This window comes from Streptomyces sp. NPDC091292, assembly GCF_044757265.1.
Classification (GTDB): domain Bacteria; phylum Actinomycetota; class Actinomycetes; order Streptomycetales; family Streptomycetaceae; genus Streptomyces.
In genome coordinates this window covers 205662-226316 of sequence record NZ_JBIVUQ010000002.1, presented here as the reverse complement: position 1 = coordinate 226316, position 20655 = coordinate 205662, and the positions used below count along the sequence as shown (strand labels likewise).

Below are 20655 nucleotides of genomic sequence, written 5' to 3'. Positions count from 1 at the left end.
GTCGTGGTGGGGTGCTCTCGGGCGCCGGGGCGAGTTGTCGCGGCCGGAGAGCATTGACGCCGTCGGAGTCCGCTGCTCACGGTTCGGGGGGCGCGCCGCCGCGACGGGAGAGCGCTGATGTCATCGCGGTTCAGCGCTCACGCACAGCACCTCGGGCCGCCACGACCGGAGAGCACCGACGCCGTAGCGGTCCAGCGCTCACACCGCAGACGCGCCCCGTCCCCACCTCGTACCGCCCCGCAATCCCACCCGGCCCGCCCCGACCCGTCGCTCAACTCCAAGTGATTCCCGACCGTTCGCGCCACAGCGCCGCCAACTCCGGGTCGCCGGTGATGTCGGGGAATGGCAGCCGGTTCCACAGGGCCAGGTAGAGGCGCGCGGCGGGGCCCGCGAGTTCGCAGTCGGCGTCGCCGGATTCGCCGCGCTCGGTCACCGGCGCGTCGGCGGACAGGCGTACCGTCCACACCGCACCGGTGTCCGTGGCGCGTACCCGCAGCGTGCGGGGCGCGTCCGTGCGTACCCGGCTCTTACTGCGGGCGTGGAAGCCGCGCAGCAGTTCGTCGATGCCGTCCGCCGCGAAGCCCGCCGCGATCGTCGTGGGGGTGTTGCCCCGGGCGGTCTCGGCGTCGACCCGGTGGATCGTCGTCTCGTGGGCCTGGCGCCGCACCCAGAACGCCAGCGGGGAGGGCGCGGGCATGAATGCCCAGCACTCCAGGTCGGCGGGGGCCGTGGACAGCGTGTCGACCAGCCGGGCGTGACCGTCCCGGAACCAGGCGAGCAGCAATTCGCCGTAGAGATCCGGAAGCCCGCCGTCAGGGTGGTAGGAGGTGTGACCCTCGGCGACAAGTGTGGTGGCCCAGCGGTGCACCATGCCTGTGTGCCGCAGCAGATCACTGATCTGCCACCCCGGGCAGGTCGGTACCTCGGCGTCGAACCCCGCCTCCCGCGCCGCGTCGGCCAGCAGCCGGCCCTCCGCGTCCAGGCTCCGCATCAGCTCGCCAGTCTCCATGCGGGCATTGTGCCCAGAACGACGGAACCGTACGTCTCAGGAATCAGCACGCCTGCGCCGACCACGGCCGACCTACGCCGACCTGCGGGACAGAAGCCCGCGACCCCGACCCGTCAGGAGCCGGCGAGCATCCGGGTGAGCACCGCTCTCTGCAACGGCCTTACCTCGGTGTGCAGGTCACGGCCCTTGGCGGTGAGGCAGACCCGTACGCCCCGGCGGTCCTCCTCGCACATCCCGCGCTCCACCAGGCCGTCCTTCTCCAGACGGCCGACAAGGCGGGACAGGGCGCTCTGGCTCAGATGGACGCGGGACGCGATCTCCTGCACGCGGTAGGAGGCACCGCCATCGTCCGGCGACCCCTCGGCGAGCACGTCCAGGACCTCGAAGTCGCTTGCGCCCAGGCCGTGCCGGTGCAGTTCCCTGTCGAGTTCGCACATCGTGCGCGCATGCAAGGCGAGGATGTCCCGCCACTGGTCCACGAGCACGTGCTCGGCACTCTTCGCCGCCATGACGGCACGGTAGCAGAACATCGATGAATGTTGCATCGGAATTAAATGCGCTTGCATTCAATGCATGTGCATGTACTGTCTGCGCATGACCTCTCCGCTCACCGCCGCCGTCCCCAAGTCGGCGTCCCCGGAACACTGGACCCCGCGCCTGTGGGGCACCCTTTTGGTGCTGTGCGCCGCGATGTTCCTCGACGCGCTCGACGTCTCGATGGTCGGCGTCGCCCTGCCGTCCATCGGCTCCGAACTCGACCTCTCCACGTCGACGCTGCAATGGATCGTCAGCGGCTACATCCTCGGCTACGGCGGTCTGCTGCTGCTCGGCGGACGCGCGGCCGATCTGCTGGGCCGGCGCCGGGTGTTCCTGATCGCGCTCGCCGTGTTCGCGGTGGCCTCCCTGCTCGGCGGGCTCGTCGACTCGGGTCCGCTGCTGATCGCGAGCCGTTTCATCAAGGGCCTGAGCGCCGCGTTCACCGCGCCCGCCGGACTGTCGATCATCACCACGACCTTCGCCGAGGGCCCGGTCCGCAACCGCGCGCTCGCCATCTACACCACCTGCGCCGCCACCGGCTTCTCCATGGGCCTGGTCCTGTCCGGCCTGCTCACCGAGGCCAGTTGGCGCCTGACGATGCTGCTGCCCGCCCCCATCGCGCTGATCGCCCTGGTGATCGGCGTCAAGCTCATCCCGCACAGCGAGCGCGACGACACCCATCGCGGCTACGACATACCGGGAGCCGTCACCGGCACGCTCTCGATGCTCCTGCTCGTGTTCACCGTGGTCCAGGCCCCGGAGGTCGGCTGGGGCTCCGCGCGAACACTGCTCTCGTTCCTGGCCGCCGCCGTACTCCTCACCGTCTTCGTCGCGATCGAACGCCGTACCGCGAGTCCCCTGGTCCGCCTCGGCGTGCTCCGCTCGGGCAGCCAGGTCAGGGCCCAGCTCGGCGCGATGGCGTTCTTCGGCTCGTACGTCGGATTCCAGTTCCTGGTGACCCTGTACATGCAGTCACTGCTCGGCTGGTCGGCGCTGCACACCGCGCTGGCCTTCCTACCGGCGGGGGCCCTGGTGGCGCTGTCCTCCACGAAGGTCGGCGCGATCGTCGACCGGTTCGGCACGCCCCGCGTGATCGCGGTCGGCTTCGCGCTGATGGTCGTCGGGTACGCGCTCTTCCTCCGCGTCGACCTCGATCCGCACTACGCGGCGGTGATCCTGCCGACCATGCTGCTGATCGGCGCGGCCTGCGCACTCGTCTTCCCCTCGCTCAACATCCAGGCCACCAACGGTGTGCCGGACCACGAACAGGGCATGGTGTCGGGCCTGTTGAACACCTCCGTCCAGGTGGGCGGCGCGATCTTCCTCGCGGTGGTCACCGCCGTCGTCACCGCGAACGGCCACGAGGGCGCCTCCGCGCGCGAGGTGCTCGACAGCTACCGCCCCGGCCTGATCGTGATCACCGGAATCGCCCTGATCGGCCTGCTGATCACGGTGACCGGGCTGCGTACCCGCCCCAAGGAGCGGCCCGACGGGCACACGGTCCTGGTCGCCTCGTCCGAGCAGGACGCGGCACGACGGCGCGCGCGGGAGGCGGCCGAGCGTGACACCGCCGACGCGCGGCCGGTGGCGGCGCGCGACTGATTCGACGGCACTTCGACGGCACCCGGAACTCGGGACGACTGAGCCAACCGAAGGAACGGGGGGCGGGCCCGGCGTACGGCGACCGTACGCCGGGCCCGCACAGGTCGGCGCCGGCTCGGCGTGCGCCCCCGCTCAGCCCAGCCAGCCGGGCCGCACCAGGCCCGATTCGTAGGCGAGGACGACCAGTTGGGCGCGGTCGCGGGCGCCGAGTTTCACCATGGTGCGGCTGACATGTGTCTTGGCGGTGAGCGGACTGACGACGAGCCGGCGGGCGATCTCCTCGTTGGACAGCCCGATCCCGACCAGCGCCATCACCTCCCGCTCCCGCTCGGTGAGTTCGGACAGCGAATCGGCGGCGGCCGGCTCCTTGGAACGGGCGGCGAACTCGGCGATGAGCCGCCGCGTGACGCCGGGCGAGAGCAGTGCGTCGCCGTCGACCACGGCCCGTACCGCGCGGAGCAGTTCCTCCGGTTCGGTGTCCTTGACGAGGAAGCCGGAGGCGCCCGCGCGGATCGCCTCGAAGACGTACTCGTCGAGTTCGAAGGTGGTGAGCATGACCACCTTCACCTGACGCAGGTCCGCGTCACCGGTGAGGCGGCGGGTGGCGGCGAGTCCGTCCAGGAGGGGCATCCGGATGTCCATCAGGACGACATCGGGCCGCAGTTCACGTACCGCGTGGAGCGCCGCTTCCCCGTCGGCGGCCTCCCCCGCGACCTCGATGTCGGGCTGCGCGTCGAGCAGCGCCCTGAACCCGGCCCTCACCAACGACTGGTCGTCGGCGAGCAGTACACGGATCACCGCTCTCCCTTTCACCGGTCCTCCTCGCGGGGCAGTACGGCGGACACCCTGAACCCTCCGTCGGGACGGGGGCCCGCCTCGATCGTGCCACCGAGCGCGGCGGCACGCTCCCGCATGCCGGCGAGCCCGTTGCCGCTGCCGCCCGCGTCGGCCCCGGTCGCGGGCCCGTCGTCGTCGACGCGGATCCGTACCCCGCCGTCCTCGTGACGCACCACTACGCGCGCGTGCCGTGATCCCGAGTGGCGGACGATGTTCGTCAGCGCCTCCTGGACGATGCGGAACGCGGCCAGGTCCATACCCGGCGGCAGCGACCCTGCGCCGCCGGACGCCTCCTGAGTGGTGACGTGGACGGTGAGTCCCGCGCTCGCGGCCTGTTCGACGAGTTCCGGGAGCCGGTCGAGGCCTGGCGCGGGCGCGCGCGGGGCGTCGCCGGGGGTGCGGAGGGTGTCGAGGACCTGGCGGACCTCGCCCAGGGCCTCCTTGCTGGCCGCCTTGATGGTGGTCAGCGCGGACCGCGCCTGCTCCGGGTCGGAGTCGAGGAGCGCGAGGCCCACGCCTGCCTGCACGTTGATGACGGAGATGCTGTGGGCGAGCACGTCGTGCAGTTCGCGCGCGATGCGCAGCCGCTCCTCGTCGGCCCGGCGCGCCGCGGCCTGCCGCCGCTCGGCACGGTCGCGCTCCCACTGCTCGCGCCGGACGCGGCCCAGCTCGGAGAGCGCGACGACGGCGACGAGCCAGGTGGCGATGATCGCCTCCTGCCCCCAGGGCGCCGCGTGATCACCCGCCGGGGGCAGCCAGCGGTAGAGCCAGTGCGCGATGAGCAGATGTCCCACCCACCACATCCCGGCCGCCGACCAGGCCGCGACCCGATGCCCCGCGACGACGGCGCTGAAACAGCCCACGACGACCGCGAGGAGGACGGGTCCGTACGGATATCCGGCGGCGAAGTAGACCAGGGTCGCCGTCGCCGCACCGAACACGGCGAACACCGGGTGACGCTTACGCCACAGCAGTACGCCCGTGGCCGCGACCATGAGCAGCCGGGCGAAGACGTCCAGTTGCTGGCGGTCCGGCTGACCGTGCGCGGCGAAGGTGGAGCCGACGAGGACGAACACGGTGATCAGCAGCGTCGAGCGCCAGGGCCATGTGCTCGTACGGTCACCGGCGTCGCCGACATCACCGGGGCCGCCGAAGCCGTCGCCCCGGCCGCCCCACCACGGCGGTCCCGGCCACCGCTTGTGCGGCGGTCCGCCCCTCGCCCAGGGCGGACCGCCGCACCGGGGCGCGCGCAACTCTTCCATGCCGGCCACGCTAGACGCCGTGCACCGCCGGGGGCGTCAGCCGGGCGAGGTGATCACCCGTACTCCCCGGGGAGTACGCGGGCCCGCATCACGCGCGCGCCGGCGGCCCGTCTCCGCGCCCTACGCAGGAGTGACCTCGTCGACCGGCAGCCCCACCCCGTGGGCGAGCCGGGTGACGGCGTACCGGAAGAACGCGTCACGGTCCTCGACGACCCGGTGGAACTGTCCGAACACCTCGAAGCCGACCAGGCCGAACAACTGCGCCCACGACGCGACGAGCGTGGTCATGACCTCGGGGGGCAGATCGGGCGCCAGGTCGTCGGCCATGCGCTCCGCCTCGGGCCGCAGCCCCGGCGGCAGCACGGGCAGCGTCACCCCCCGGCCGAACCGGGCCTCCCTGACCACGTCGATGAGCAGCAGCCCGACCCGCGACGCGGCGGGAATCGTCGTCTCGGGAGCGGTGTAGCCGGGCACGGGCGACCCGTAGATCAGCGCGTACTCGTGCGGATGCTTCAGCGCCCAGCCGCGTACCGCCTCGCACACCGCCACCCAGCGGCGCGCGGGCGGTTCCTCGGCCGCCTTCGTGTGGGCTCCCTCGGCCGCCTCGCCGAGGGAGTCGTAGGCGTCGATGATCAGGGCCGTCAGCAGGTCGTCACGGCTCGGGAAGTAGCGGTAGAGGGCCGACGAGACCATGCCGAGTTCCCGGGCCACCGCGCGCAGCGACAGCTTGGCGGCCCCGTCGGCCGCGAGCTGTCTGCGTGCCTCGTCCTTGATGGCGGCGGTGACTTCGATGCGGGCTCGTGCGCGGGCTCCTTGTGTAGTGCTCATGGGAGAAGTCTGCCATGCCGCGAGAGCGGCGCACACAGACGAGATCGGCGTTCGCAAACGTGTTCAGTGCATACGTTCGAGAGCACCGCTCTTGCTTTGGAGCACCCATCTGCTCCATACTGAGGCCAGGAACGGAGAGCACCGCTCTCGATCGGCGTTCTTGTCGAGCGCCCTCGTACCGGCCGGCGCTCGTTCTCGCTCTGGCTTCTCTCGCTCTGCACCTGGAAGGCCGCCATGTCCACGACCTACATCAAGCCGAATTCCTTCGACCGGATGCTCAACACGTCCATCGGCTGGCTCGCGCGACGGGGCGTCAGTCTGATGGGTACGGCCGAACTGTCCGTGATCGGGCGGAAGAGCGGCGAGTGGCGGCGTACGCCGGTGAATCTGCTTCCGTACGAAGGGGGCCCGTACCTGGTCTCGGCGCGCGGGCACTCCGAGTGGGTGCGCAACATGCGGGCGGCCGGTGGGGGGCGGCTCCAGGTCGGGCGCCGGACGCAGGAGTTCACGGCGGTCGAGCTGTCCGACGAGGAGAAGCCGGTGATCCTGCGCACCTACCTGAAGAAGTGGGGCTGGGAGGTGGGCCGTTTCTTCGGTGAGGTGACCGCCGATTCGACGGACGAGGAGCTGCTGGCGGCGGCGCCCCGGCACCCGGTCTTCCGGATCACCGTGAAGCCCTGACCGCCACCGAACCGACCGCCACCGACCTCCACCGGCCGACCCCGACCGGCACCGAACCGACCGCCACGGGGTCGACCGGCGCTCCCGGCCCCGTCCCCGCTCTCGGCCGCCGCCCCCGCACCCCCGCATGGGCACCCGCCCCGGCCGACGCGCCAAGGGGCGGGCCCCTACCGGTCCATGGACGACAGGACGCGCCCCGCCATCGGGTGCGTCCGCACGATCTCGCCGAGCGTCGTCGTGCCACGGGTGATCCGCGCGAAGGCCTTCCAGGCGGGACGGAAGCCGGTGATGGCCGCGTGCAGGACGCCGGGCCGGCGCTCGAACACGGTCAGCATGCGCTTGCCGACGCTCATCTCGACGCCGAGTCCCGCCTTCACCGCGAAGGCGTAGTTCAGGGCCTGGCGGCGGGCGTCCACCGCGTCGTGGGACTCGGCGATCCGGACCGCCCACTCCCCCGCGAGCCGCCCCGACCGCAGGGCGAACGAAATGCCCTCGCGGGTCCACGGCTCCAGCAGCCCCGCCGCGTCCCCGCACACCAGGACCCGGCCGCGCGACAGCGGTGAGTCGTCCGCGCGGCAGCGCGTGAGGTGTCCGGAGGAGATGCTCGGTTCGAATCCGGCGAGACCGAGGCGGGCGATGAAGTCCTCCAGATACCGCTTGGTGGCGGAGCCCTCACCGCGCGCGGAGATGACGCCGACCGTCAGCGTCTCGCCCTTGGGGAACACCCAGCCGTAACTGCCGGGCATCGGGCCCCAGTCGATGAGGACGCGGCCCTTCCAGTCCTCGGCGACGGTGGCCGGGACCGGGATCTCCGCCTCCAGGCCGAGGTCGACCTGTTCGAGCTTCACACCGACATGGGCGCCTATCCGGCTGGCGCTTCCGTCCGCGCCGACGACCGCGCGCGCGAGCAGGGTCTCGCCGCCCTGGAGGACGACGGCGACCGTGCGCCGGTCGGGGACCGCCGCGCCGTGCTGCTCGACCCGCGAAACGGTGGCCCCGGTGCGGAGTTCGGCACCGGCCTTCTGCGCGTGCTCCACGAGCTGCTGGTCGAACTCCGACCGGTTCACCAGGCCGAACAGGATCTGCTTGGAGCGGCGGGTGCGGCTGTACTTGCCGTCGAGTGTGAACGTGACCGCGTGCACCCGGTCGCGGAACGGCAGGTCGAAGCCGGGCGGCAGCGCGTCGCGGGAGGGTCCGATGATGCCGCCGCCACATGTCTTGTAGCGGGGTAGTTCGGCCTTTTCCAGGAGCAGGACCCGGCGTCCGGCGACCGCAGCCGCATAGGCGGCGGACGCTCCCGCGGGTCCCGCCCCGATCACGACGACGTCCCACACCTGACGGGCGTCGTCCGAAGAGTTCTCGCTGCTCACGTTGGTTTACCGCTCCCGATCCCACAGCCTGCCGCGCTTCTTCCAGGCATCCTACGGCGGGCGCCGCCGGTCCCCGCTGTGGGAGGATCGGCGGCACTTGCGCCGTGCACACAAGCACGAGCGAAACGCCCACACGTACCCGTACTCACCCCGGTACAACGTCGCACCCACGAGGAGCGTGCCCATGTCGCCGAATCCGATGTCCGAGACCATCGCCTCCCTGCTGCCCAGGGCCCGGACGGAACTCGCGGAGCTGGTGGCCTTCAAGTCGGTGGCGGACTTCGAGCAGTTCCCGCGGAGCGAGAGCGAGGGCGCCGCGAACTGGGTCGCGGACACGCTGCGCGCCGAGGGCTTCCAGGACGTGGCGCTGCTCGACACCCCGGACGGCACGCAGTCCGTGTACGGGTTCCTGCCCGGCCCCGAGGGTGCGCCGACGGTGCTCCTGTACGCGCACTACGACGTGCAGCCGCCGCTCGACGAGTCGCAGTGGCTGAGCCCGCCGTTCGAACTCACCGAGCGGGACGGCCGCTGGTACGGACGGGGTGCCGCGGACTGCAAGGGCGGTCTGGTCATGCACCTGTTGGCGCTGCGCGCGCTGAAGGAGCACGGCGGTGTCCCGGTCGGCGTGAAGGTGATCGCCGAGGGCTCCGAGGAGCAGGGCACGGGCGGTCTGGAGCGGTACGCGGAGGCGCACCCCGACCTGTTGAGGGCCGACACGATCGTGATCGGTGACACGGGCAACTTCCGGGTGGGGCTGCCGACGGTGACGTCGACGCTGCGCGGGATGACCCTGGTGCGGGTCGAGGTGGACACCCTGGAGGGCAACCTGCACTCCGGGCAGTTCGGCGGCGCCGCGCCCGACGCGCTGGCGGCGCTGGTGCGCGTACTCGACTCGCTGCGCGCGCAGGACGGTTCGACGACGGTGGACGGGCTGACGTCGCACGGGGTGTGGGACGGGTTGCAGTACCCGGAGGGCGACTTCCGCAAGGACGCGAAGGTGCTCGACGGGGTCGAGCTGATCGGGTCCGGCACGATCGCCGACCGGATCTGGGCGCGGCCCGCGGTGACCGTCCTGGGCATCGACTGCCCGCCGGTGGTGGGCGCGACACCGTCGGTGCAGGCGCACGCACGCGCGCTGGTCAGCCTTCGGGTGCCGCCGGGTGTCGACGCCGGTGAGGCGACCAAGCTGCTGATGGCCCATCTGGAGAGCCGTACGCCGTGGGGCGCGCGGGTGCGGGTGGAGCAGGTCGGTCAGGGCCAGCCCTTCCGCGCGGACACGGCGAGCCCCGCGTACGCGGCGATGGCCGAGGCGATGAGCGTGGCCTATCCGGGCGAGCGGATGCAGTACGCGGGCCAGGGCGGCTCGATCCCCCTGTGCAACACCCTGGCGACGCTGTACCCGGAGGCGGAGATCCTCCTCATCGGCCTCAGCGAGCCGGAGGCACAGATCCACGCGGTCAACGAGAGCGTGTCACCACAGGAGTTGGAGCGCCTGTCCGTTACGGAAGCACTGTTCTTGCAGAATTACGCGGTGGCCAGAACCGAAGGCGAACTGACCTGACCGGACCTACCGGGATCCGGCGTGCACGCCGGATCCGCCTGGTCCGGTCACGCCCCGGCCTGGGTGCCCGTCTCGGTGTCTGCCACGGCGATGGCGAAGCCGAGGGCTTCGGTGATGCGGGTCGCCGCCGCCATCACGCGGGCCGTGCCGACGACCGGCGCGATGGCGACCAGAACGTCCTGCACCTGACTCGCGGTCACGCCGGTCTCCGCGCCGACGCCGATGTGGGCGGCGTACGAAATCTCCGGCGCGCCCATGGCGGCCAGAGCCGCGATACGGGTGAGGACCAGATGGTCCGCGGGGAGCCCACACCGTTCGACCGAGTCCACGGTCATGGCCGCGAGAGTGTCGAGAACGGGGGTGTCGGATGCTGTCGTCATCAGGCTCATCTCCTGGGGGAGGTCGGGAGCCGACGCGGTTGCCGATGGGTGCAGCGTCCTGCTCGGCGCGCCGGACACCCTCTGTTTCGACCATAGACCATTCCCACCCGTATCACTCGCGGCGTTTCGCGGCGTTCCATGGAGGAAGTGCGTCGCCGGTCGACCACCCCTCGGTCGAACGACCTGGATACGGGGAGCGTGTACATGCCCAGCGACGTATCTGACCCGGAAGGCGACGCGTCCAAGCCGGGTTCGGGCTGTCCGGTCCCGGGGCCGTTCGGACGGAATGCGCGGCATGGACGGCCGCGCTTCTTGTCGGTGGGGCGCAGCGATGTTGCGGTGTATCAGGCTCTGGCGCAGTCCTCCCCGTTCAGGTCGGCGTGAAAGCGGCTGAGGGACACGGCGCGCAAGCCGCCGACGCCGGGCGGACGGCGCGCCGGGTCCTCGCCCCCGCAGGAGAGTCGCGGCCTGGCCGGCAGGAGCAGGAGGGTCGGCCCCACCGCTGACCGGTACCGCACTCCGGCGTCCTACCACGACGGCGAGCATCGGAGTGTGTGATGGTCCTTGACCTGTTGCTGATCGGCCTGGCGATCACCCTGGAACCGTTCCCGCTCGTGGCGTTCGTCCTGGTGCTGTCGGCCGAGCGGGGCGTGCGCAAGGCGCTCGCCTTCATCCTCGCCTGGCTGGCCTGTCTGGTCGGTGTCATCGCCGCCGTGCTGCTGCTGACCGGCGGCCACCCGCCCGCCCACAAGACCGGTGGATCGACGGCGGCGATCATCGTCAAGCTGGTGGTGGGCGTCGGGCTGATCGCGTACGGCGAGCACAAGCGGCGAACAGTCGGCCGTCCGCGCAAGGCACCGAAGTGGGTGGCACGGCTGCACGAGTTGAACGGCTGGACGGCGGCCGGGCTGGCGGTTCTGCTCCAGCCGTGGGGGCTGGTCGCCGCGGGCGCCGCCACGGTGGTCGAGGCGAACCTTGACCACGGCGCCACCTACCTCACCCTGGTCGGCTTCTGCTTGTTGGCCACGGCGAGTCAGCTGACGCTGGAGCTGTACGCGGTCTTCTCCCCCCGCACCGCGGGCCCACGACTCGAACGGCTGAGCAACTGGCTGGACAACCACCATGACCAGGCGATCGTGGTGCTCTCCCTGCTCATCGGCTTCTGGCTGGTCGGCAAGAGCATCTCGCAGCTCGTCTGAGTCCGCCGGACCGGCCGCGGTCGCTCAGCGGCGTAGAGACAGAGACGGGGAGAGACAGGGTCCCGGTCCCGCCGTTGCCGGAGGCCGGCAGTCGAAGGCCGTGGTGTCGCGATGTCGAACCCTCGGCGGTCGGCGCCCGCTGCCGCGTTCCCGGCACCGTCTACACCGGAGTTCCCGACTCCAGATAGATCGCAGCCCCCCGCTCGCGCGCGCGCAGCGCCCACCGCAGGCGTTCGTACCGTACGGGTGGCAGGAGGTGGTGGGCCTCCTCCTCGGTGACGAAGCGGCAGTCGCGGAGTTCGGGGCCGGGGAGCAGCAGGTCGGTGGCCCGGGTCGCGTCGAGTCGGCCGCCGTCGAAGAGGAGGCGCAGTCCGCCGTAGGCCGGGGGTGACGGGGGTTCCCAGTCGAGGACGAGGAGGCGCGGTACGTCGGTGAGGCGCAGGCCCGTCTCCTCGGCGACTTCGCGCAGCCCCGCGCGCGCGGGTGCCTCGCCGGGTTCGACGACCCCGCCGGGGAACTCCCAGCCCGCCTTGTACGTGGGGTCCACGAGGAGTACGCGGCCTTCGGCGTCGAAGAGGAGGACTCCGGCGGCGACGGTCTCGCCGGTGGGTTCGGGTGTCTGGACGATGTCGCTGACGGCCGCGTCCCCGGTGCGGACGGCGTCGGCGATCCGTACGGCGGTGTCGTAGGGGGTGAGGGCGCTGTTGTCGATCAGGTGGGCGTCCGCCGCGAGCCATCCGGCGAGCGCGGTGCGGTAGGGCTCGATGTGCTCGTAACACCACTGTCGGACGCGTATCTCGCCTTCGGGCAGATCGGGCGGTATCTCGCGTTCCGCTATGCGGGCACGCAGGATCGTTTCCGCCGGGGCGAGGAGCACATGCCGTACGGAGATCCGGCGGGCGGCGAGTCCGCCGAAGATCTCGTCGCGGTACTCCTGGCGCAGCAGGGTCATGGGGACGACGAGGACGCCGCCGACGTCGGCGAGCAGGGCCGCCGCGGTGTCGACGACGAGGCGTCGCCAGATCGGCAGGTCCTGGAAGTCGCTCACCTCGGCGAGGCGCTTGGGCGGCAGCAGATGGGCCATCGCGCCGCCGATGACCTCGGGGTCGAAGAGCGTGCTGTCCGGAATCAGGTCGAGCAGTTCCCGTGCGGTGGTCGTCTTGCCCGCACCGAACGTTCCGTTGACCCAAACGATCACGGTTCCCCCTCTTCTCATGGCCCCCTGTGGCTTGCCCGGAACACCCTGCCACGGAAACCAGGGGCCGAAGAGGGCTCCCTTACCGGCTCCTTACCGGTCGTTTACCGGCCAAGTTGTGTACCGCCGGGTTTCCCGGGGTTCCCGGCGGTTCTCGTCACCGACCTTGCGTGTCGCCACCTGTGGTCCCGGTCGTCCCTCTCACCCCTTGGTCGAGCCGAGAGTGAGTCCGGCGATGAAGTGCCGCTGAAGCACCAGGAAGACGAGGATCGTCGGCAGGGCCACCAGGACCGAGCCCGCGGCGAGCATGTTGTAGTCCGTGAAGAACTGCCCTCTCAGGTTGTTGAGCGAGGAGGTGATGGGGAGTTTGTCCGGGTTGGAGATGAAGATGAGGGCCCAGAGGAAGTCGTTGTAGATCCAGGTGAATTCGAGGGTGCCGAGCGCGGCGAGCGCGGGGCGGCACAGGGGCAGCGTGATGCGCCAGAACTGGGTCCACACGCCGGCGCCGTCGACGACGGCGGCCTCCAGGATCTCCTGTGGCAGGGTCCGCATGAAGTTCGCCAGGACGAAGACGCAGAAGCCCAGTTGGAAGGAGATGTTGACGATGATCACGGCCCAGTACGAGTCGTACATCATCAGCGAGTCGGACATCCACCAGGGCAGCGGGATCTTGTTGAACAGGACGTAGAGCGGGGTGACGATGACCTGTGGGGGAAGCAGGTTGCCCGCGGTGAAGAACATCAGCAGGACCAGTCCGCCGCGGATCCTCAGCCGGGACACGGCGAAGGCGACGAACGACGCGAGGAACAGCGTGATCAGCACGCCGGGTACGGCGATGAGCAGCGTGTTGACGAAGTACTTGCCCATGCCCGAATCGGTGTACGCCTGCCGGTAGTAGTCGAACGACAGGTGTTCCGGGAGGGAGAAGTAGCCGTGCTGGGCGGTCTCCTCGTACGGGCGCAGGGACGCGTAGACGGCGAGGAGCAGCGGGGCGAGGAACGCCAGCGAGACGGCGAGCAGGAAGGCGTGCACGCCGAGGCGTCCTGGGCGGACGCGGCGGCGCGGCGGCGCGGGCGCGGGCCCGACGGGCCGTACGGGGGTGTCGGCGGAGGTGGTGGCGCGGAGATCGGCGGTCATCGGTCGCGTGCACCTCGCAGCTCTTGGACCAGGAACGTCACGATGAATCCCAGGGAGACGGTGAGCAGGACGACCGCGATGGCGGAGCCGAATCCGATGCGGCTGGCCTCGCCGATGACGTTGTCGGTGATGAGGACGGAGAGCAGTTCCAGGCCGTTGCGGCCCTTGTTGACCGCGTAGACGATGTCGAAGGCGCGCAGGGCCTCGATGACGGTGATGACGCCGACGATGACGTTGACGGGCCGCAGGGTCGGGAAGACGACGCGGAAGAAGGTCTGCCGGGCGCCCGCGCCGTCGATGGCGGCGGCTTCCTTGAGGGCGGGGTCGACCGCCTTGAGGCCGGCGAGGTAGAGGATCATCACATAGCCGACGTGGCGCCAGCTCGCGGCGAGCATGATCATCCAGATGTTGAGGTTCGCGTCGCCGAGCCAGTCGATGGGGTCGTCGTGGTTGGCGAGGATGGTGTTCAGGGCGCCCTGGTCGGTACCGAGGACGAGTTGGGCGATGAAGCCGACTATTGCGAGCGACAGCACGACCGGCATGTAGAGGGTGGACTGGTAGAAGCGGCTGAAGCGCACGCCCCGGTCGATGATGACGGCGAGCAGCAGTCCGAAGGGTGTGGCGATCAGGCCGAGGAACGCGAGCCACAGCAGGTTGTGGCGGACGGCGGGCCAGAAGGCCGGGTAGTTGTCGACGAGGTTCCGGTAGTTGTCTCCGCCCACCCAATGGATGTCGCCGATGCCGTCCCACGAGGTGAACGACAGGCCGATGGAGGCGAGCGTCGGCCCCCAGATGATGACGATGTCCAGCAGGACGGGTATGCCGAGGAGCACACCGAGAACGGCAAGGTCACGGCGGGTGAATCGCCGTGGGCCTCGCCGCCCGGCGCGCCGCGCGTTGTTCAGCGGCACGGATCCTTTTCCCCTTCTGGCCTCGATGGTCGGCTTCTCGCCTCGGTGGGGGCTTCTCGCCTCGGTGGTGGCTTCGCGCCTCGATGGTCGGCGGGTGACGGGCGCTCGCGGGGTCAGCCGACGGCTGTGGAGAAGATGGTCTTCTTCTGCCGTTCGATGCTGTTGCAGAGGCCGTCGACGTCGTTCGGGTTGCCGATGAAGTCCTGGATCGCCTTGATCATGACGGTCGACGCGAAGTCGGGACGGGTGTCGCGGTCCAGGAACTGGGAGATCTGCCGGGCGCCCGCGACCAGTTCGGCGGACTTCTTCTGCAGAGCGGTGTACGCGGAGGTGTCGGCGCCGTCGTTCACGGCGACGTTGTTGGGGTCGCCTGCGAGGTAGACGTCCTCGGCCTTGGGGGTGCCGAGCCAGGTGAGCAGGTCCTTGGCGGCGGTGACGTTCTTCGACTTCTTGGCGATGAGGAAGCCGTCGATGGGTGCCTCGACGGCGTCCTGGCCGAACTGCGGGTCGATCTCGGGGAAGGCGAAGAAGTCGATGTCCTCGCGCTCGTTCTCGGGGAACTGGCTGCCGGGGTGGGGCATTCCGAAGACGGCCATTCCGGTCTTGCGCTGCTGGAGGCCCTGCCCGGCCTCCTCCCAGGTCCGGCCGAGCGCGCCTTTCTGGTAGTACGGCATGAGTTCGCGCCACAGATCGAAGACGTTCTTGACCTTGGGGTCGGTCCAGGACTCCTCGCCCGCCATCAGCGACTTGTGGAAGTCGTATCCGTTGGCGCGGAGGTTGATGTAGTCGAAGGTGCCCATCGCGGGCCAGCCGTCCTTGTCGCTGAAGGCGACCGGAATGCCGTCCTTGCTCATCTTCTTGGCGAGGGCGATGAACTCGTCCCAGGTCTTGGCCTGTTCGTAGCCCTGCTTCTCGAAGAGGCTCTTCCGGTGGAAGACGGCCCACGGATAGTAGTAGTACGGCACGAAGTACTGCTTGCCGGCGTGGGTCGACTGGTCCTTGAGCGCCTGCGAGAAGCCGTTGAACTTCTTCCACACGTCGCTGATCTCGACGAGGAGGCCCTTTTCCGCGAAGTACTGCATACGGTATCCGGCGAACCACATGAAGACATCGTCCGGTGTGCCCTGGAGATACCGGTTGATGTTCTCCTGGAAGTCGTTGTGGTCCTTTGTGTTGACCTTGACGGTCTTCTTGGATTCCTTCTCGTAGGCGTCGAACGCGTCGGCGAACGCCTTCTTGGGCACCGCGTCCGATGCGTTGGAGCCGACGGTGACCGTCTTGCTGTCGCCGCCGGGGCCGCCGCCGCAGGCGGTGAGCAGGGCCGGCAGGGTCACGGCGCCCGCTCCGACAGCCGCACCACGCAAGAGATTCCGCCGGGACATCCGATGTCCAAAGGCGCCGCGCGGCGCGACCGGACCGTTGAACGATGACTGAGCCATGTCCCCCTCCTCGGGGTGCAACCCAACACAACCGAACGCGAGACTTGGATCTCACTGCCAACTTGGAGCGCAGTCAAGGGTTTTGGCGCGTCCATGGGCAACCGTTACCGCATCTCTTCCAACAGAGTCCAACACGCTCTACCGTAAACGCGCGCCTCTGACGCGTACATGCCGTCATCCCATCTGTCGCGAGTACGGAGGAACGTCACCATGCGTCATCTCTCCATCCGCAGTACCGGACGAAGAATGGTCGGAGCAGTCGCCACGGCGGTGCTGTGCTCCGCGGGGCTCGCCGCACCCGCGGCGGCAAGCGCACCGGCCGGCCCGGCGCAGGGCACGGCGGCATCGGCCCGTACCGCCGCCCCGGAGGCGGCCACCGCGCCGCCGAAGGCCGACGACGGACTGGCCCTGACACCTCCGATGGGTTTCAACAACTGGAACTCGACGCACTGTCGTGCCGAGTTCAACGAGGCGATGGTCAAAGGCATCGCCGATCTCTTCATCGAGAAAGGCCTGAAAGCGTCCGGCTATCAGTACGTCAATCTCGACGACTGCTGGGCGCTCCCGCAACGGGACGCGAACGGCAAGCTCGTCCCCGACCCGGTGCGTTTCCCGAACGGAATCAAGGCCGTCGCCGACTACGTCCACGCGAAGGGCCTCAAACTCGGCATCTACACCAGCGCCGGCACCAAGACATGCAACAGCGCGGGTTTCCCGGGCGCGCTCGGCCATGAGTACAGCGACGCGCAGCAGTTCGCGGACTGGGGTGTCGACTACCTCAAGTACGACAATTGCAACAACCAGGGCGTCGACGCCAAACAGCGCTACAACACGATGCGGGACGCGCTCAAGGCGACCGGCAGGCCCATCGTCTACAGCATTTGCGAATGGGGCGAGAACAAGCCGTGGGAATGGGCAGGGGACGTGGGCCAGCTCTGGCGCACGACCGGTGACATCAGCGACAACTGGGGTTCGATGCTGTCGATCCTCAAACAGAATCTGCCTCTCGCCCCGCACGCGGGTCCCGGCCGCTGGAACGACCCCGACATGCTGGAAGTCGGCAACGGCGGCATGACGGACACCGAGTACCGTACGCACTTCTCGATGTGGTCGATCATGGCGGCGCCGCTGCTCATCGGCTCGGATCTGCGCAAGGTGCCCGATTCCACCTTCGACATCCTCGACAACCGTGAGGTCATCGCGGTCGACCAGGACCCGCTCGGCAAGCAGGGAGCAGTGCTCACCTCCGAGGGCGGGCGCTGGGTCGTCGTCAAGGAGATGCAGGACGGCAGCCGTGCGATCGCCCTCTTCAACGAGACCAACACCGCGCAGCGCATCTCCACCACCGCGACCGCCGCGGGCCTCCCGCACGCCTCCGCCTACACGCTGCGGGACCTGTGGAAGCACCGCAGCTACAACACCGCGGGCGCAATCTCCGCGACCGTCCCCGCCCACGGCACCGTGCTGCTGCGGGTGACGGCCGACCGCAAGTGGTCCGCGTATCCGCCCGCCGTCGAACTCCACGCGGACGGCGGCACACTGGTCGAGGCCGGCAAGCAGACAGTGCTCACATCGAAGATCACCGATCTCGGCCGGACGCCCGCACAGCATGTGTCGGTGCGGCTCACCGGTCCGGCCGGCTGGAAGGTCCGGGCCACCTCACCTACCACCGCACCCGGCCTGCCCACGGGCAAGTCCCTCACGACGCGGTGGGCGGTCACGGCACCGGCGGGGACACCCGCCGGGGACTACGAGTTCACCCTCACGGCGACGTACCGCTCGCCGCGAGGGGACCGTGCGGAGAGCACCGTACCGCTGGCGAGCCGGGTCGTGGTACCGCCGCCCGCGGGCACCTCGCAGCTGAGCGACCTGCCGTGGCTCTCGGCGGTCAACGGCTACGGGCCCGTCGAGCGGGACACCAGCAACGGCGAGGACCAGGCGGGCGACGGCAACCCGATCACCATCGGCGGACAGGTCTTCGCCAAGGGGCTCGGCGCGCACGCGGCCGGCGACATCGAGTACTACACAGCCGGGGCGTGCCGCTCCGTCAGCGCACAGGTCGGCGTCGACGACGAGAAGGGGGACAACGGCACGGTCGTCTTCGAGATCTGGGCGGACGGCAGGAAGGTCGCCGCCACCGGGACCCTCACCAACGCGATGCCCGCGCAGCCGATCTCGGCCGATGTGACGGGCGCCCAGGTGGTCCACCTGATCGTCACGGACGCCGGAGACGGCGTCAGCTACGACCACGCGGACTGGGCGGACGCCAAGCTCACCTGCTGACAGGAGCGGGGCGGGAGCAGGGCATGGCGCGGGGACGGATGCCGGTCGGCGTCCACCCCCGCGCCATGCACCGCCGACCACGGGACCGCCGGAGCACCGCTCCCGCTTCAGATCGCGCATCACGCAACACGGCCCACGGCCCACGGACCACGCATCACGGATCACCGATCACCGATCACCGATCACGGACCTGACTCGTGGAGCACCGCTCCGGATTCAGCGCCCTGATCACCGACCAGCGATCACCGACCCCCGACCAGCGATCACCGCTCCGGTCTCACCCTCCGACCCTGGCGGCCGTCGCCCGGCTCGGCCCGCTCAGCGCCGCCGCAGCCGCACCGACCAGCCCGGCGTCCGTGCCCATGGTCGCGGGCGCCACCGTGAGGCGCTGCACGAAGGACAGCGTGGCGTAGTCGCGCAAGGACCGGCGCAGGGGCGCGAACAGGACCTCGCCGGCCTTCGCCACTCCCCCGCCGATCACCGCGATGTCGATCTCGACGAGCGTCGCGGTGGCGGCGATGCCCGCGGCGAGCGCCTGGGCGGCGCGCGCGAAGGACGCGAGCGCCACCGGGTCGCCCGCGCGCGCGGCCTCGGCGACCGCGGCGGCCGAAGTGTCGCCGTCGGGCCCGGGGCGCCAGCCGCCGTCCAGGGCGCGGCGCGCGATGTTCGGCCCGCTCGCGATGCGTTCGACGCAGCCGCGGGCACCGCACGGGCAGGGGTCCCCGTCGAGGTCGACGCTGATGTGCCCGATGTGACCGGCGTTGCCCGTCGGCCCCGGGTGCAGCTTGCCGCCGAGGACGAGTCCGCCGCCGACGCCGGTCGAGACGACCATGCACAGCGCGTTGTCGTGGCCGCGTGCGGCGCCCTGCCAGTGCTCGGCAGCCGTGATCGCGACGCCGTCGCCGATCAGTTCGACGGGCAGCCCGCCGGTCGCGGAGCGCACGCGGTCGACCAGTGGGTAGTCACGCCAGCCGGGTACGTTCACCGGGCTGACGGTTCCCTTCGACGCGTCCACGGGTCCCGCGCTGCCGATCCCGACGGCCCGCGCCGACGCCCACAGGGGGGATGCGGCCAGTTCGCCGAGGACCGCGTCGGCGGCCCGCATCACGGTGTCGCCGTCCTCCCGCGCGGGCGTGGACCGCTGTGCCCGGAGCAGGATCTGTCCCCGGTCGTCCACGAGGGCTCCGGCGATCTTGGTTCCGCCGATGTCGAGCGCGGCGACGAGGTCGGTGTGCATCAGTGTCAGATCTCCTGGTGAAGGGCAGTCCGCAGAATGCGATGGACAGTCTCTCCCGCATCTGACAACGTTGTCCAGGCTCTATGCTCGATGCCACATCTTCCTACCATCCCGGACGACAGGACAGGACAGCGCATCGTGGCCGAGATCGCCCGCCGATCCGAGAACCGTTATGGCAACCGTCCGACCATGAAGGACGTCGCCGCGCGCGCGGGAGTCGGCCTGAAAACGGTCTCGCGCGTGGTCAACGGAGAGCCGGGAGTGACCCCGGACACCGAGCGCCGGGTCCAGGAGGCCATCGACGCGCTGGGCTTCCGGCGCAACGACAGCGCGCGCGTGCTGCGCAAGGGGCGTACGGCGAGTATCGGCCTGGTCCTGGAGGATCTGGCCGACCCGTTCTACGGCCCGCTGAGCCGCGCCGTCGAGGAGGTCGCCCGTGCGCATGGCGCCCTGCTCATCAACGGGTCGAGCGCCGAGGACCCGGACCGGGAGCAGGAGCTGGTGCTCGCCCTGTGCGCGCGCCGGGTCGACGGTCTGGTGGTGATCCCGGCCGGTGACGACCACCGCTATCTGGAGCCGGAGATCAAGGCGGGCATCGCCACGGTGTTCGTGGACCGGCCGCCCGGCCGGATCGACGCGGACATGGTCCTCTCGGACAGCTACGGCGGTGCGCGCGCGGGCGTGGCCCACCTCATCGCCCATGGTCACCGCAGGATCGGTTTCATCGGTGACCAGCCGCGTATCCACACGGCGGCCGAGCGGCTGCGGGGCTATCGCGCGGCCATGGACGACGCGGGCATCGTGGTCGAGGACGCCTGGATGTCCCTGGGGCTCACGGTGCCGGAGCGGGTGCGGGCGGCGACGGACGCGATGCTGTCGGGCCCCGAGCCGGTCACGGCGATCTTCGCGGGCAACAACCGGGTGACGGTGACGGTCGTCCGGGTGCTCGCCGAGCGGGAGCGGCCGGTCGCCCTGGTCGGCTTCGACGACATCGAGCTGGCCGATCTGCTGAAGCCCGGGGTCACGGTGGTCGCGCAGGACGCGGCCCAGCTCGGCCGCACGGCGGCGGAGCGCCTCTTCCGCCAGCTCGACGGCGCGTCCATGGCGCCCGAGCGGATCGAACTCCCGACCCGGCTCATCACCCGGGGCTCGGGCGAGGTCCCGCCCTCGGCCTGAGGCGCCGCGCC

Annotated in this window: 18 protein-coding genes; 6 read left to right on the top strand and 12 right to left on the bottom strand. The window is 70.3% G+C overall.

Annotation, left to right across the window (positions count from 1 at the left end; translation table 11 throughout):
* Positions 1 to 271: 271 nt before the first annotated feature.
* Both ACIQNU_RS09115 and ACIQNU_RS09110 read right to left on the bottom strand, forming a co-directional pair.
* Positions 272 to 1009, bottom strand: a complete 738-nt coding sequence (locus tag ACIQNU_RS09115) for a maleylpyruvate isomerase family mycothiol-dependent enzyme (protein ID WP_401363095.1) — start codon at positions 1007 to 1009, stop codon at positions 272 to 274.
* 113 nt (positions 1010 to 1122) lie between these two features.
* Positions 1123 to 1518: a MarR family winged helix-turn-helix transcriptional regulator gene (locus ACIQNU_RS09110; protein ID WP_401363092.1), complete on the bottom strand. Its 396-nt coding sequence runs from the start codon at positions 1516 to 1518 to the stop codon at positions 1123 to 1125.
* Positions 1519 to 1603: 85 nt separating this feature from the next.
* Here ACIQNU_RS09110 and ACIQNU_RS09105 point away from each other — a divergent pair, with 85 nt between their 5' ends.
* Positions 1604 to 3148 carry an MFS transporter gene (locus tag ACIQNU_RS09105; RefSeq protein WP_401363089.1) on the top strand — a complete coding sequence of 515 codons (1545 nt, stop codon included), beginning with the start codon at positions 1604 to 1606 and terminating at the stop codon, positions 3146 to 3148.
* A 132-nt stretch (positions 3149 to 3280) separates the two neighbouring features.
* On the opposite strand, the gene ACIQNU_RS09100 is transcribed toward ACIQNU_RS09105, so the two are convergent.
* The 3 genes from ACIQNU_RS09100 to ACIQNU_RS09090 all read right to left on the bottom strand — a co-directional run bounded on the left by ACIQNU_RS09100 (position 3281) and on the right by ACIQNU_RS09090 (position 6075).
* The gene (locus ACIQNU_RS09100) at positions 3281 to 3946 is read right to left on the bottom strand and encodes a response regulator (protein WP_401363086.1); all 666 of its coding nucleotides are present in this window, start codon (positions 3944 to 3946) and stop codon (positions 3281 to 3283) included.
* Positions 3947 to 3957: 11 nt separating this feature from the next.
* The gene (locus ACIQNU_RS09095) at positions 3958 to 5256 is read right to left on the bottom strand and encodes a sensor histidine kinase (RefSeq protein WP_401363084.1); all 1299 of its coding nucleotides are present in this window, start codon (positions 5254 to 5256) and stop codon (positions 3958 to 3960) included.
* Between the two features lie 111 nt (positions 5257 to 5367).
* A complete protein-coding gene (locus tag ACIQNU_RS09090; RefSeq protein ID WP_401363081.1) occupies positions 5368 to 6075 on the bottom strand; it encodes a TetR/AcrR family transcriptional regulator in 708 nt (235 codons plus the stop codon).
* Between the two features lie 234 nt (positions 6076 to 6309).
* Here ACIQNU_RS09090 and ACIQNU_RS09085 point away from each other — a divergent pair, with 234 nt between their 5' ends.
* Entirely contained in the window at positions 6310 to 6756 is a 447-nt protein-coding gene (locus ACIQNU_RS09085) for a nitroreductase family deazaflavin-dependent oxidoreductase (RefSeq protein WP_401363078.1), read from the top strand.
* 167 nt (positions 6757 to 6923) lie between these two features.
* Here the strand turns inward: ACIQNU_RS09085 and ACIQNU_RS09080 are convergent, their stop codons facing one another.
* Complete coding sequence (locus tag ACIQNU_RS09080) at positions 6924 to 8126, bottom strand: geranylgeranyl reductase family protein (RefSeq protein WP_401363075.1); 1203 nt, start codon at positions 8124 to 8126, stop codon at positions 6924 to 6926.
* Between the two features lie 184 nt (positions 8127 to 8310).
* Here ACIQNU_RS09080 and ACIQNU_RS09075 point away from each other — a divergent pair, with 184 nt between their 5' ends.
* Positions 8311 to 9687: a dipeptidase gene (locus ACIQNU_RS09075; RefSeq protein ID WP_401363072.1), complete on the top strand. Its 1377-nt coding sequence runs from the start codon at positions 8311 to 8313 to the stop codon at positions 9685 to 9687.
* A 47-nt stretch (positions 9688 to 9734) separates the two neighbouring features.
* On the opposite strand, the gene ACIQNU_RS09070 is transcribed toward ACIQNU_RS09075, so the two are convergent.
* Positions 9735 to 10067: a carboxymuconolactone decarboxylase family protein gene (locus tag ACIQNU_RS09070; RefSeq protein WP_401363069.1), complete on the bottom strand. Its 333-nt coding sequence runs from the start codon at positions 10065 to 10067 to the stop codon at positions 9735 to 9737.
* Between the two features lie 557 nt (positions 10068 to 10624).
* On the opposite strand from ACIQNU_RS09070, the gene ACIQNU_RS09065 reads away from it, so the two are divergent.
* Positions 10625 to 11266 carry a GAP family protein gene (locus tag ACIQNU_RS09065; protein ID WP_401363062.1) on the top strand — a complete coding sequence of 214 codons (642 nt, stop codon included), beginning with the start codon at positions 10625 to 10627 and terminating at the stop codon, positions 11264 to 11266.
* Positions 11267 to 11426: 160 nt separating this feature from the next.
* On the opposite strand, the gene ACIQNU_RS09060 is transcribed toward ACIQNU_RS09065, so the two are convergent.
* The 4 genes from ACIQNU_RS09060 to ACIQNU_RS09045 all read right to left on the bottom strand — a co-directional run bounded on the left by ACIQNU_RS09060 (position 11427) and on the right by ACIQNU_RS09045 (position 15891).
* Positions 11427 to 12482 carry an NUDIX domain-containing protein gene (locus ACIQNU_RS09060; RefSeq protein ID WP_401363060.1) on the bottom strand — a complete coding sequence of 352 codons (1056 nt, stop codon included), beginning with the start codon at positions 12480 to 12482 and terminating at the stop codon, positions 11427 to 11429.
* A gap of 180 nt (positions 12483 to 12662) precedes the next feature.
* Positions 12663 to 13598: a carbohydrate ABC transporter permease gene (locus tag ACIQNU_RS09055; protein WP_401363057.1), complete on the bottom strand. Its 936-nt coding sequence runs from the start codon at positions 13596 to 13598 to the stop codon at positions 12663 to 12665.
* On the bottom strand, positions 13595 to 14509 hold the full coding sequence (locus tag ACIQNU_RS09050; RefSeq protein WP_401363053.1) for a carbohydrate ABC transporter permease: 915 nt from the start codon (positions 14507 to 14509) through the stop codon (positions 13595 to 13597). The genes ACIQNU_RS09055 and ACIQNU_RS09050 overlap by 4 nt, the downstream gene beginning before the upstream one ends.
* 113 nt (positions 14510 to 14622) lie before the next feature.
* Positions 14623 to 15891, bottom strand: a complete 1269-nt coding sequence (locus tag ACIQNU_RS09045) for an ABC transporter substrate-binding protein (protein WP_401364215.1) — start codon at positions 15889 to 15891, stop codon at positions 14623 to 14625.
* 267 nt (positions 15892 to 16158) lie between these two features.
* On the opposite strand from ACIQNU_RS09045, the gene ACIQNU_RS09040 reads away from it, so the two are divergent.
* A complete protein-coding gene (locus tag ACIQNU_RS09040; RefSeq protein ID WP_401363050.1) occupies positions 16159 to 18231 on the top strand; it encodes an NPCBM/NEW2 domain-containing protein in 2073 nt (690 codons plus the stop codon).
* A gap of 277 nt (positions 18232 to 18508) precedes the next feature.
* On the opposite strand, the gene ACIQNU_RS09035 is transcribed toward ACIQNU_RS09040, so the two are convergent.
* Positions 18509 to 19468 carry an ROK family protein gene (locus tag ACIQNU_RS09035; RefSeq protein ID WP_401363047.1) on the bottom strand — a complete coding sequence of 320 codons (960 nt, stop codon included), beginning with the start codon at positions 19466 to 19468 and terminating at the stop codon, positions 18509 to 18511.
* Positions 19469 to 19558: 90 nt separating this feature from the next.
* Here ACIQNU_RS09035 and ACIQNU_RS09030 point away from each other — a divergent pair, with 90 nt between their 5' ends.
* Positions 19559 to 20644: a LacI family DNA-binding transcriptional regulator gene (locus tag ACIQNU_RS09030; RefSeq protein ID WP_401363044.1), complete on the top strand. Its 1086-nt coding sequence runs from the start codon at positions 19559 to 19561 to the stop codon at positions 20642 to 20644.
* Positions 20645 to 20655: the final 11 nt, after the last annotated feature.

Coding starts and splice junctions, on each gene's coding strand:
- ACIQNU_RS09110 (WP_401363092.1), bottom strand. CDS start 1,518: ATGGCGGCGAAGAGTGCCGAGCACGTGCTCGTGGACCAGTGGCGGGAC.
- ACIQNU_RS09070 (WP_401363069.1), bottom strand. CDS start 10,067: ATGACGACAGCATCCGACACCCCCGTTCTCGACACTCTCGCGGCCATG.
- ACIQNU_RS09090 (WP_401363081.1), bottom strand. CDS start 6,075: ATGAGCACTACACAAGGAGCCCGCGCACGAGCCCGCATCGAAGTCACC.
- ACIQNU_RS09105 (WP_401363089.1), top strand. CDS start 1,604: ATGACCTCTCCGCTCACCGCCGCCGTCCCCAAGTCGGCGTCCCCGGAA.
- ACIQNU_RS09065 (WP_401363062.1), top strand. CDS start 10,625: ATGGTCCTTGACCTGTTGCTGATCGGCCTGGCGATCACCCTGGAACCG.
- ACIQNU_RS09045 (WP_401364215.1), bottom strand. CDS start 15,891: ATGTCCCGGCGGAATCTCTTGCGTGGTGCGGCTGTCGGAGCGGGCGCC.
- ACIQNU_RS09075 (WP_401363072.1), top strand. CDS start 8,311: ATGTCGCCGAATCCGATGTCCGAGACCATCGCCTCCCTGCTGCCCAGG.
- ACIQNU_RS09115 (WP_401363095.1), bottom strand. CDS start 1,009: ATGGAGACTGGCGAGCTGATGCGGAGCCTGGACGCGGAGGGCCGGCTG.
- ACIQNU_RS09055 (WP_401363057.1), bottom strand. CDS start 13,598: ATGACCGCCGATCTCCGCGCCACCACCTCCGCCGACACCCCCGTACGG.
- ACIQNU_RS09085 (WP_401363078.1), top strand. CDS start 6,310: ATGTCCACGACCTACATCAAGCCGAATTCCTTCGACCGGATGCTCAAC.
- ACIQNU_RS09030 (WP_401363044.1), top strand. CDS start 19,559: ATGCCACATCTTCCTACCATCCCGGACGACAGGACAGGACAGCGCATC.
- ACIQNU_RS09060 (WP_401363060.1), bottom strand. CDS start 12,482: ATGAGAAGAGGGGGAACCGTGATCGTTTGGGTCAACGGAACGTTCGGT.
- ACIQNU_RS09035 (WP_401363047.1), bottom strand. CDS start 19,468: ATGCACACCGACCTCGTCGCCGCGCTCGACATCGGCGGAACCAAGATC.
- ACIQNU_RS09040 (WP_401363050.1), top strand. CDS start 16,159: ATGCGTCATCTCTCCATCCGCAGTACCGGACGAAGAATGGTCGGAGCA.